The sequence below is a fragment of the Bradyrhizobium sp. USDA 241 genome (assembly GCF_049739505.1).
Lineage (GTDB): Bacteria > Pseudomonadota > Alphaproteobacteria > Rhizobiales > Xanthobacteraceae > Bradyrhizobium > Bradyrhizobium liaoningense.
In genome coordinates, this window is record NZ_JBMGPZ010000004.1 from 1,876,453 (window position 1) to 1,887,685 (window position 11,233).

The 11,233-nt window shown below is 61.3% G+C and carries 10 protein-coding genes and 2 pseudogenes; 6 read left to right on the top strand and 6 right to left on the bottom strand.

What is annotated here, in order from left to right; genetic code table 11:
• Window positions 1-11 precede the first annotated feature (11 nt).
• On the top strand, window positions 12-764 hold the full coding sequence (gene istB / locus ABIF91_RS18560; RefSeq protein ID WP_038943657.1) for an IS21-like element helper ATPase IstB: 753 nt from the start codon (window positions 12-14) through the stop codon (window positions 762-764).
• A 21-nt stretch (window positions 765-785) separates the two neighbouring features.
• On the opposite strand, the gene ABIF91_RS18565 is transcribed toward istB, so the two are convergent.
• Window positions 786-959, bottom strand: coding sequence for a hypothetical protein (locus ABIF91_RS18565; RefSeq protein WP_155252132.1), 174 nt, complete (start codon window positions 957-959; stop codon window positions 786-788).
• Between the two features lie 152 nt (window positions 960-1,111).
• Window positions 1,112-1,354: a hypothetical protein gene (locus ABIF91_RS18570; protein ID WP_028182102.1), complete on the bottom strand. Its 243-nt coding sequence runs from the start codon at window positions 1,352-1,354 to the stop codon at window positions 1,112-1,114.
• Window positions 1,355-2,082: 728 nt separating this feature from the next.
• Here ABIF91_RS18570 and ABIF91_RS18575 point away from each other — a divergent pair.
• Window positions 2,083-2,550, top strand: a pseudogene (locus ABIF91_RS18575) (transposase); the annotation flags it as partial.
• Window positions 2,551-2,615: 65 nt separating this feature from the next.
• On the opposite strand, the gene ABIF91_RS18580 reads toward ABIF91_RS18575, so the two are convergent.
• Window positions 2,616-3,164: a hypothetical protein gene (locus ABIF91_RS18580; RefSeq protein ID WP_244430222.1), complete on the bottom strand. Its 549-nt coding sequence runs from the start codon at window positions 3,162-3,164 to the stop codon at window positions 2,616-2,618.
• A 148-nt stretch (window positions 3,165-3,312) separates the two neighbouring features.
• Here ABIF91_RS18580 and ABIF91_RS18585 point away from each other — a divergent pair, with 148 nt between their 5' ends.
• Window positions 3,313-4,581, top strand: coding sequence for an IS256 family transposase (locus ABIF91_RS18585; protein WP_038952271.1), 1,269 nt, complete (start codon window positions 3,313-3,315; stop codon window positions 4,579-4,581).
• Between the two features lie 20 nt (window positions 4,582-4,601).
• Here the strand turns inward: ABIF91_RS18585 and ABIF91_RS18590 are convergent, their stop codons facing one another.
• The gene (locus ABIF91_RS18590) at window positions 4,602-6,113 is read right to left on the bottom strand and encodes a recombinase family protein (RefSeq protein ID WP_424579299.1); all 1,512 of its coding nucleotides are present in this window, start codon (window positions 6,111-6,113) and stop codon (window positions 4,602-4,604) included.
• Window positions 6,110-6,439: a hypothetical protein gene (locus ABIF91_RS18595; protein ID WP_035696893.1), complete on the bottom strand. Its 330-nt coding sequence runs from the start codon at window positions 6,437-6,439 to the stop codon at window positions 6,110-6,112. Before ABIF91_RS18595 ends, ABIF91_RS18590 begins: the two co-directional genes overlap by 4 nt.
• Window positions 6,440-6,579: 140 nt before the next feature.
• Between ABIF91_RS18595 and ABIF91_RS18600 the strand changes: the two genes are divergently transcribed.
• Window positions 6,580-6,846, top strand: a complete 267-nt coding sequence (locus ABIF91_RS18600) for a hypothetical protein (protein WP_028182099.1) — start codon at window positions 6,580-6,582, stop codon at window positions 6,844-6,846.
• A 640-nt stretch (window positions 6,847-7,486) separates the two neighbouring features.
• Entirely contained in the window at window positions 7,487-8,755 is a 1,269-nt protein-coding gene (locus ABIF91_RS18605) for an IS256 family transposase (RefSeq protein WP_424579277.1), read from the top strand.
• Between the two features lie 60 nt (window positions 8,756-8,815).
• Here the strand turns inward: ABIF91_RS18605 and ABIF91_RS18610 are convergent.
• Window positions 8,816-10,158, bottom strand: a pseudogene (locus tag ABIF91_RS18610) (IS1380 family transposase).
• 632 nt (window positions 10,159-10,790) lie between these two features.
• On the opposite strand from ABIF91_RS18610, the gene ABIF91_RS18615 reads away from it, so the two are divergent.
• A complete protein-coding gene (locus tag ABIF91_RS18615) occupies window positions 10,791-11,141 on the top strand; it encodes a PilZ domain-containing protein (protein WP_424579300.1) in 351 nt (116 codons plus the stop codon).
• Window positions 11,142-11,233 lie beyond the last annotated feature (92 nt).

Here is an 11,233-nt window from a genome sequence, read left to right on the forward strand (position 1 = left end):
GAAAATCCAGCATGCTGACCCATCCCACGCTCGACCTGCTGCAAAATCTCGGTCTCCACGGCATGGCCAAAGGCTTCAAGGAGCTTGATGCCCAGCCCGAAGCACGCAGCCTCGAACATGCCGAATGGCTGGCCCTGCTCCTGGAACAGGAGAAAACGCAGCGACAGCAAAAGCGGTTTGAGAGCAGAGCTCGCGCCGCCAAGCTACGTCATGCCGCTTGCGTCGAGGATGTCGACTACCGTGCCATCCGCGGGCTCGACCGCACGCTCTTTCTAAAACTCGCCGCCGGCGACTGGATCCGAGCGAGGCATAATCTCCTCGTCACTGGGCCATGCGGCGTCGGCAAGAGTTGGCTTGCTTGCGCCCTCGGCCACAAGGCCTGCCGGGACGACTTCGCCGTTGCCTACCATCGCGTCCCGCGTCTGTTCGCCGCTCTCGCACTGGGACGCGCCGACGGACGCTATACCAGGATGCTGCGGGCGATCGCACGACTTGATCTGCTGATCCTGGACGACTGGGGACCAGAACCTCTCGACGCCGACCAGCGCCGTGATTTGCTCGAAATCGTCGAGGATCGATACGAAGCCCGTTCGATCATCGTCACCAGCCAGCTGCCCGTCGATCGCTGGTACGAAATCATCGGAAACCCCACCATCGCCGACGCGATCCTCGATCGCCTCGTCCACAATGCCTACCGCATCGAACTCAAAGGAGAGAGCCTCAGGAAGCAGAAGCAACCCGCTCAAGATCAACCGGTCTCTTGACCTTCCCAGCCCTCGACGACATCATGAAATTGACCCATGCGAACGACGCCACGGGTGGCCGGCTTCAGATCGGAATACCCGGCCGGCTTCGAATTGGAATGCATGGCCGGCTTCGTTGGAATCCACAATCATAATCTTGCCGCCGCGAAAGTTGCGGCGGAAATCGTCATTGAGGAGGGCGATCCTATTCGTCATGCTTTCCTCCGCGTCTTCGCTCTTGTATGGGGACATGTGGCGGGAGCCGCAATGCGGGCAATCATCGTCGCACTGCGAGGACCCCACGTGCGTCCACTCGTGACCGCACTCTGCGCAGTGGTGGAAGTTTCGGATTTGCATGGCCGGCCTCCCTAGATCAGGCCGGCGAGCACAAGTGCTGAGATGATCGTCTTGCCACCACACGCTTCGCAGAAGCCCTGGTCCTGGTCGGGCTCCATGTCGGTGGTGTTGTTGCACCCCTCCGTCATGCAGATCGCCGGGCTCGCATCTTTCAGGAGAGCTGCCAACAGAAGATCGTCCAGGTCTTGGAAGCCCCTCTGATCGCAAAGCGTCACCAGCTTTTGAACTCTCTGGGCAAGAGAAATGTTGGACATCGTGTCCTCCTCGCTACGAGCACCCGACCCATTCGGGTGCTCGTTCGCGAGGCGGAGCGAGCGTCCACTACTGAGCGAAATTAGAAGAAATGCTTAATCGATCGTATGGACGCTCGTCGCGATGCCTCCGCCTCGCCACCGAGACCCCGGGCACGCATGCAGGTCCCGGATCGCAGGGCGGAACGTGAAAGATCAAATCTGCAACGATTGTCGCGGCTAACGCCAGTTGAGTGGAGAGGCGAAATCGTGCTCCTGGGTCACGAGCCCGACGTGACCTGGGAAGGCGTTAAAGCCTCTCTGTAAGTGCGCGCGGAGCGCGAAAATGCGGCTCATGTCACCCGGAGTAACACGCTTCGCTAGCACCGATTACCGCAACGGCAATTGCCCCTCTGGGATCAAGGACGAAGACCGCTTCTCGCACATCTACATGATCGGCAAGACGGGTACCGGAAAGTCGACTTTAATCGAGACCATGGCGCTCCAGGACATTGAGCGGGGGTGTGGACTTGCTCTTATCGATCCTCACGGAGACTTGGTGGAGCGTGTCGCGGCTCAAGTTCCGACGAGACGTGCGTCAGACGTGATCTACTTAAACGCGTGCGATCCGTCCCAGCCGTATGGGTACAATCCCCTGCGGCATGTCCGGATAACGTACAGAGTCTTTCGCACTTTCAGGATTGACGGCTTCTTCTAGAATGAAGGAGCTTTGAATGAACGATGGGAATGCCATGGGTCAGGTGATCCAGATTGATGAGGCCCGGATTCGAGATCACCTGGGCGAGATGGTCCGCGGGACGGTGGAAGAGACACTGAATGCGATGCTGGAGGCCGAAGCGGACCAGCTGTGCGGTGCTGGGCGGTATGAGCGCAGCCCGGGCCGGCAGGACACGCGGGCCGGCAGCTACGAGCGAACGCTGCAGACCAAGGCCGGCGACGTCAATCTGAAGGTTCCGAAGCTACGGCGGCAAACCTTCGAGACGGCAATTATCGAGCGCTACCGGAGGCGGGAGAGCTCGGTTGAGGAGGCGCTGATCGAGATGTATCTGGCCGGGATTTCGGTTCGGCGGGTCGAAGACATCACCGAGGCGCTGTGGGGCACCCGGGTCAGCCCGAGCACAGTGTCGAACCTGAACAAGAAGATCTATACCAAGATCGAGGCGTGGCGGAATCGCAGGATCGAAGGCGAGCATCCGTATCCCTGGCCGCCGATCCGCGACGGTGTGGTGCATCTAAGTGCGACGCAGCTCGCGATGCTGCTCGATTACGCATGTTGATGCCCCTCCTCGTGAGGCTCAGTGATTCTGAGATCGAGCTGATCGAGTTCATGATTGCGTAGTTTTCGAACAGCCTCAATCACGCGCGACGTGTTGGAGAACAGATGTGCGCCGGAAGGATGACGATCGATCAAAAGGCGCCCTTGCCTGATCTGGACGTAGAGCCAGTTCACGGGAATGTTCAATACGCCTGCAAGTTGCTGTGCGCTGAGCAAGTCGGTTGAATGCCGCCATCGTGTACGTTGCTCGGTAAGCCCCTTGAGGCCGGCGTGCAAGCGAATGCGCTGAACGGTGATCGGCAGCACCTTGTCGGGGCAATTTGGTGACCGGTGTCCTTCGCTCGTCAACTTGGCAGCGATCTCGTCGTCGTGCATCTTGGCGCGGGCGAGCTCAAGCACGCGTTCTCGCATCTCCGCGCCTTGGGTAAGATCGGCTACTGAGTTGACGCGCATCTTTACCTCGATGTCGGTGACGGCTCCGCCGCGCCAGACGATCCTCATTCTGACGACGTCGTGCTCGCCGCGGTCGAGGATCACCTTGTCAATAAGACAGCGCAGCAGCGCCTTGCGTTTCGCGTCGGTCGTGCCGAGCTATGGCGGAATCTGGGTGATGACGGTGTGAGGAAGGCGGCGTATCGAGGCGGGTGACGAGCCTGCCAGAACCTCTCGAGGAGAGCGATACGCCATGACCGAGACTACCAATGTTCTTGCTTTCCGTCAGCCGTCCGCGGTTGATGATCCACTGACCGATATCGTTCGTGCCGGCGCGCGGGACCTGCTTGCCAGGGCGATCGAGATCGAGGTTGGCGCGTTTCTGGCCAGCACGGCCAATCTGACGCTGCCCGACGGTCGAGCGCGCCTGGTCCGACATGGGCACGGTCCGGTGCGCGAGATTGCGACCGGCATCGGTCCGGTGGAGGTCGCTCGTCCCAAGGTCCGCGACCGCGGAGCGAGCGGGCCAGGCGACCGCCTCCGCTTCAGTTCGGCAATCCTGCCGCTATGGGCGCGGCGGACGAAGAGCCTGGATGCCTTGATCCCGGTCCTCTATTTGCGCGGCATCTCGACCGGCGACTTCCAGGAGGCGCTCTCGGCGCTGCTCGGCAAGGATGCGCCGAACCTGTCGCCTTCGGTGATCGCCGGCCTGAAGGCCGATTGGCAGGTCGAGTACGAACGCTGGCAGAGACGCGATCTGTCGGCGCGTCGCTATGTCTACATCTGGGCCGATGGCGTGTACCTGCAGGCCCGCATGGAAGATCACAGCGAATGCATGCTGGTGCTGATTGGCACCACGCCGGAAGGCAAGAAGGAGCTGATCGGCTTCCAGGTCGGCGTGCGCGAGAGCGCGCAGAGCTGGCGCGAACTCCTGATCGACCTGCGGCAACGCGGGTTACGGATTGCCCCGCAACTCGCCATCGGCGACGGCGCCCTCGGCTTCTGGAAGGCACTGGACGAGGCCTTTCCCGGCACGCGGCACCAACGATGCTGGTGCCATAAAGTGAGCAACGTACTCGACAAGGTCGCCAAATCCGTGCAGGGTCCCATGAAGAACGACCTGCGGAACATCTATCTGGCCCCACACCGGGCCGAAGCTGAAACCGCGATCGACGTCTTCGTCGAGAAATACCACGTCAAATACGGACGTGCGGTGGAGTGCCTGATCAAGGATCGCCATGCGCTGCTCGCCTTCTTCGACTTCCCTGCTGAGCACTGGATCCACCTACGCAGCTCGAACCCGATCGAGAGCGTCTTCGCCACGGTGCGCCACCGAACGGTGCGGACCAAGGGATCGCTGTCGCAACAAACTGCGAAGCTGATGGTGTTCAAGCTCATCGACGCCGCATCGAAGACCTGGCGGCGATTGAAGAGCACGAACCAGTTGCCGAAAGTCATCGCCGGTGTAAAGTTCATCGACGGAATCGAAGTCATTCCGAACACTGAAAGCCACGCCGCCTGATCAGGCCGCGTCACCCAAAATCAGCCATAGCTCGTCGTGCCCGGGTCCGTCCAGATCTCAGGCAGACGGCCGGAGAGGCGGACGACTTTGTCGTTCAGCACCTTGTTGCCGACGGTGATCTGAGCGATAGCCTGGGGAGACTTCAAACGGGCCAGGGCCTCCTCTGCCACTCGGACCTCCTTCAGAGCCACCTCCCAACGGCACTCGAGTTCGGCGGCGACAAGCCGGTTGTCAGGATCGACGCGGTTGAACTGACGTTCGGCGAGCGCTGCTTCATAGCGCCGGCGTTCGAGCTGCTGCTCGGCACCGCTCTGCATTGCTTTGTACGCCTGTTGCTGAGCGCGACGAGCGCACGACAATGCGTCGATCTCGGCCGGCGCCAGCGCTGTGAGGAACGCTTGCGCCACGGCGGCGTCGACGCGGCGAGCACGGATGTATTGACATGCCGGCAGCCCTTGATGCGAATGCAAGTGATTGCAGACGTACTCGGCTCCCCCCTTGTAGCGAGCGTACATCTTGTGACCGCATCTTCCGCACCATGCGATGCCTTGCAGCAGTAGTTCGCCCTCACGTGGAGCACCCCTGGTCTTGTTGCGCATGTATTCTGCTCGGTTGTCGCTGACGATGCCCCTGATCTTCTCGTAGCTTTGCCAGGCGATATAGGGAGGATAGCGGTCCTTGACGATGATCCGCCATTGCTCGATCGGCTTTGGCACCTTCGTCGGCAATCTTCCGTCCGACGGTCGGCGCAGTCGTGTCCGTCCGTAGACGAAGGCGCCCGCATAGGCAGGATTCTTCAGAATCGCTGCGACCGCGGATGTCGTCGCCCGCGCCCAATGCAGATCGCCGTGACGATCGCGGCGCGGCAGCTCCAGACCACGGTCGTTGAACTCACGCATGACCTTGGCAATGGTGCGCACTTTTAGGAAGGTCTCGAACAACAGCTCGAGCCGTTCCTGCACCTCCAGATTCGGGTCCTTGACGACGACGCCAGACGGATCGCGGACAAGGCCGATCGGTAAGGTGAGCGCAAGCTCACCGCGCTCCGCCTTGGCAAGAAGACCAGCCGTCAATCGACTACGTATCGTATGGAGCTCGAGCTCCGATATCGTCCCCTTTAGGCCAAGCAGCAGTCGACCATTCGCGCTGCCAGGGTCATAGACGCCGTCACGGTCGGCGATGAGGCAGCCGTGCAGCCCGCAGATATCGAGCAGCGGATACCAATCCGAGCAATTGCGGGCGAGGCGCGTCACGTCGATCGACAGGATCAGACCAACCTCTTTGAGCCCAACACGTCCGACCAACTCCTTGAAGCCGCTGCGCTGAGCCGCCGACGCTCCACTGATGCCGAGATCAGCGTCGATGACGTCGATGCCAGCTTCGGGCCAGCCGAGCTCGATGGCGCGTTGGCGAAGCGCGTATTGCAATCGCAGACTCTCTTGGTTGGTCACCACCTGATGGGTCGTCGATTGCCGGATGTACACGACCGCCCGTCGCGCCAGGTGTATCGGTTTGATCAGCTCGGATTTCATGACTTGCCTCCGCCAGCACCGCGGCGACCTCGCTGACGATTTGGCGCTGCAGTGTCGTTGACAGCGTGGCCCAAAGGTCTTTTGGATCGATCGGCATCGTGTTCGAGCTGCTCAACCAGAGAGGTCAGATCGTGTAGTGCCTCGACACTCAGCTTCGTTCGATTCTCCATCGACATCCGTGGTTCGGTCGCCGCGACCGGAATCAAAAGGCTGGCACCGTCTCGATATTCGACCTCGTACGAAAGCGGGAAGCCCCCGCCACGATGAACCGAGCGGCGAATGACGCGGAACGTGCGGCCGAACAGCGGATGCGTCGGTTCGAACACTGTAACTTCGATGGCAGGTGATTCGTCAGACTCCCCAGAGGGGATATTTCGATGTGGACGCGTGTCTCACCTAAGCCTGTGAAGCAGCCGGCCGTTGTTGGCTGAGAGGTGAGGATTTCGCTGGAGCATGGAGTGGGCGCATGTATCGTTCGATCATGGCGATTCGCCCCGATGCTCTCCCGACCGATCCGGCGGCTCTGACCGAGATGAGGCTCGCGCTTGACGTCGAGAGCGAGAAGCTGCGCGTGGCGATGCAGACGCTCAAGGAGATGATCTTCGGGAGGCGCTCGGAGCGGCTTGCCACGCTCGTGGCCGAGCAACTCGCGCTTGAGCTTGACGACCTTGAGATCGGCGCCACCCCAGCCTGCGGCTGCCAACGACGATGCGCCTGCGGCGAAGCCGTCTGATAAGCTACGCAAGAAGGCGCGCCGCAACATCGGCGCGCTGCCCAAGCACCTGCTGCGGTGTGAGCAGGTGCTGGAGCCGGAGGCGACTGCCTGCCCGTGCCGCCAGGGCCAGCTCCACAAGATCTGCGAGGACGTCAGCGAGGTGCTGGACGTGATCCCGGCGATCCTCGCCGGCAAATTGCGTTTCCTGGTCAAGCCATGGCATAGATCTGGAATTCCCAGCAGCTCGGCTTATCCGGCCCAGCCATCTGCCTCGACGAAAATCCCGATGAGACCCACGGCGGACATTGCAATTGCCGTGTTTGTCCGTTTGGCACCGCAAACCGGACCAGGGATAGCAGCCGTACCAGTTTGCTAGCCCGAGCGCCGACGCCGCGCCGGTTCTGGCGGCCTAGCCCGTCCTATTCGTGAGAGTGCGGCTTTTGGGCCCGATTGATGCGGCCGCACATCTTGTCTGACGAGGCGCACAGGATTGCCTTCGGCTTTTCGCCGCCTGACGACCGGTACTTTGCAACGCGCTTGAGGGATGGGTTGGGCGAACGGGAGCTATGGCGGAATCTGGGTGATGACGGTGTGAGGAAGGCGGCGTATCGAGGCGGGTGACGAGCCTGCCAGAACCTCTCGAGGAGAGCGATACGCCATGACCGAGACTACCAATGTTCTTGCTTTCCGTCAGCCGTCCGCGGTTGATGATCCACTGACCGATATCGTTCGTGCCGGCGCGCGGGACCTGCTTGCCAGGGCGATCGAGATCGAGGTTGGCGCGTTTCTGGCCAGCACGGCCAATCTGACGCTGCCCGACGGTCGAGCGCGCCTGGTCCGACATGGGCACGGTCCGGTGCGCGAGATTGCGACCGGCATCGGTCCGGTGGAGGTCGCTCGTCCCAAGGTCCGCGACCGCGGAGCGAGCGGGCCAGGCGACCGCCTCCGCTTCAGTTCGGCAATCCTGCCGCTATGGGCGCGGCGGACGAAGAGCCTGGATGCCTTGATCCCGGTCCTCTATTTGCGCGGCATCTCGACCGGCGACTTCCAGGAGGCGCTCTCGGCGCTGCTCGGCAAGGATGCGCCGAACCTGTCGCCTTCGGTGATCGCCGGCCTGAAGGCCGATTGGCAGGTCGAGTACGAACGCTGGCAGAGACGCGATCTGTCGGCGCGTCGCTATGTCTACATCTGGGCCGATGGCGTGTACCTGCAGGCCCGCATGGAAGATCACAGCGAATGCATGCTGGTGCTGATTGGCACCACGCCGGAAGGCAAGAAGGAGCTGATCGGCTTCCAGGTCGGCGTGCGCGAGAGCGCGCAGAGCTGGCGCGAACTCCTGATCGACCTGCGGCAACGCGGGTTACGGATTGCCCCGCAACTCGCCATCGGCGACGGCGCCCTCGGCTTCTGGAAGGCACTGGACGAGGCCTTTCCCGGCACGCGGCACCAACGATGCTGGTGCCATAAAGTGAGCAACGTACTCGACAAGGTCGCCAAATCCGTGCAGGGCCCCATGAAGAACGACCTGCGGAACATCTATCTGGCCCCACACCGGGCCGAAGCTGAAACCGCGATCGACGTCTTCGTCGAGAAATACCACGTCAAATACGGACGTGCGGTGGAGTGCCTGATCAAGGATCGCCATGCGCTGCTCGCCTTCTTCGACTTCCCTGCTGAGCACTGGATCGACCTACGCAGCTCGAACCCGATCGAGAGCGTCTTCGCCACGGTGCGCCACCGAACGGTGCGGACCAAGGGATCGCTGTCGCAACAAACTGCGAAGCTGATGGTGTTCAAGCTCATCGACGCCGCATCGAAGACCTGGCGGCGATTGAAGAGCACGAACCAGTTGCCGAAAGTCATCGCCGGTGTAAAGTTCATCGACGGAATCGAAGTCATTCCGAACACTGAAAGCCACGCCGCCTGATCAGGCCGCGTCACCCAAAATCAGCCATAGCTCGGCGAACGGGGGCGGACGCCCCGCCGGTCAAGGACCGAGCGGCAGCAGCGCGCCGGGCAAGCCGCAGATCAGGTCGGCTTCGGGACATGCCGCGGCAAACGCAAGGCGAATGCGGCTCGTGGTCTCGACGACACGGGCGGCGATTTTCAAGAGCCGAAGACGCAGCGTCGCGAACTCGGCAGCGGCCAATTCCCGGACTTTGGGAATGGCGTCGCGCACGGTCAGCATCAGCCAATAAGCGGCCGTATGGAGCACGAGACGGACCTGGTTGGCGAGCGCCGAACGGCAGCTGGTGCGGTCGGAGGCGAGCTGCGTCTTATGCAGCTTGATCAGATTCTCGGCTTGGCCGCGCGCGCAATACAGGCTGTCGTAGATCCATCGGCCGAGCCGACATCGAGGCTGGTGACGACGAAACGGATGTCGAGGCCGAGCATCGTCGCCTCAATACGGGCGACAGTGCGCCGTTCGCGATCCCAGGACTTTGCCTTGTGGCGCGTCTCGGTATAGCCACGCAGAACCGGCAGGTTCTCGATGGCGCGTCGGGTGCGGATGTCGTCGGCGACCTCGTCGACTTTTCTGGCGAGAGGCTTGGTGCCGGACAGACCGAAGATGTAGTCGATGCCGTTGGTCTCGCACCACGCCATTGCCTCCGGCCGGGCATAGTGCCCGTCGCCACGGAACGTAATTTGCGTGTTGTGCCATCGCGTCCGGATATGCCGTACCAGGCGGCGCAGATGGGCACGCACCTCGACGCCGCCCGGCGTCTTGCCGGGCCGCAGCACGACGGCCACGGGCCGGCTCTTCTCCGTGTCGTAGACGTGGATCGGCAGGAAGCAGCGTTCGTCATAATGAGCGTTGAACAGCGAGAGCTGCTGATGGCCGTGGACGACGTCGCAGGTATCATCGATGTCGAGCGTGACGGATGCCGGCTCGCGCGGGTAGCTATCCATCCATGCGTCGACCAAAGTGTAGGTCAGCCGGATCACGTCGCGCAGGCGCGGAGCATTCTCCAGCCGCGACAGCGTCGGCTGGGAACACAAATCCCGGCCCGTGTCCGGTAGGCGACCGCAGGCCAGCTTGAATGCCGGATCGGACCTCAGATGATCGAGGTCGTCGGCGTCCTCGTAGCCGCAGCAGATCGCGAACATGCGAGCGCGGAACATATCGACCAGGCTGTGCACGACCCGCGTCGGATCGCGCCGATCCGGGAACACCCGGGCCAGATTGTTGGCCAAACCGAGACGCCGCTCGGCCATCGCCAGAAGCATCACGCCCCCGTTCGAGGTTAGGCGCCCACCATCGAAGGCAGCTGTGACTTTCTTGGCGTGAACGGCTGGAAACGAGAAGGGCGGAATCGTATCGTCGGTCATGGCGGGCGTGGCGTTCGCGGTTGGAGGTGATGGGGTTGGCTTCGCAACCGAATCCTACGCCGCATCAGCGCTTTACCCCTCAGGCGCACTCTTACGAATAAGACGGGTTAAGTTGAAGAAAGATTGAGTGACTCCCGATCATTTCTGTGCCGAAACGTGGAGTCGCGGTCGTGCCGCGTCCAAAGAAACCGGCGCGAGCGGCCTATTAGACGCGGTAGGTGCTCAGCCTCCGAAACGAGACTATCAAGCATGAAGAGATCGAGCGCGAGGCAGAGGTTTTATTTGTGTTGAATTCTTGCTTCTCGATAGTGGTCTGAAATCGTATCATCGGTCATGGCGGGCGTGGCGTTCGCGGTTGAAGGTGATGGGGTGGCTTCGCAACCGAATCCTACGCCGCATCAGCGCTTTACACCACGCTCGCCAGCCTCTCAGGCGCCCTCTCGCGAATAAGACGGGCTAGATGACTTCGTCGGGCTTCGACGCTGTTCTAAGTAGGACCCTGCCCAAATTTGGATAGGCCACGAACGGTAGTTGTCCGGAATTCCCTCAACCTCAGGATTGCTCTAATATACTATCGCGGCGGTTGTTGCATTTCGGAACCTGTGGGAAGCGCCAACAAAGCGGAGGAGAGCGTGAGTCTGGAGCGCCAGTACCGAGAGCTAAAGAAGTTGCAAGAAAAGGTCCGTCAATGGGAAGGAAAGAATTGGTCCCGGCGGTCGATTGAAAGGCAGTCGGTGCGGCGAGGTGTTTTTCTCTCAGTTCCGGGACACATCACCTCCGAGCCCTGCTTGGTACGTGATCTCTCCAATAGAGGCGCTGGCATTCAGCTTAATGGACTCACGCTTCTGCCGACCGAGTTTTCGCTTTCCTTCGATGAGTTTCGCACCACCTACCCTTGTCGCCTCATCTGGCGACAAGGAGACTTCATCGGGGTGGCATTCCAAAACACGGGCCAGTATTCAACCCTCGTGGAGGCAAGATAGAAGGTACCTTTTGCGCTAGAATCGCCCTGTTGGTGAGGTCGCTTCTGGCCCATCGCGACATTTGCTGCGGTTGCATAATGCTGTCGGAAGCT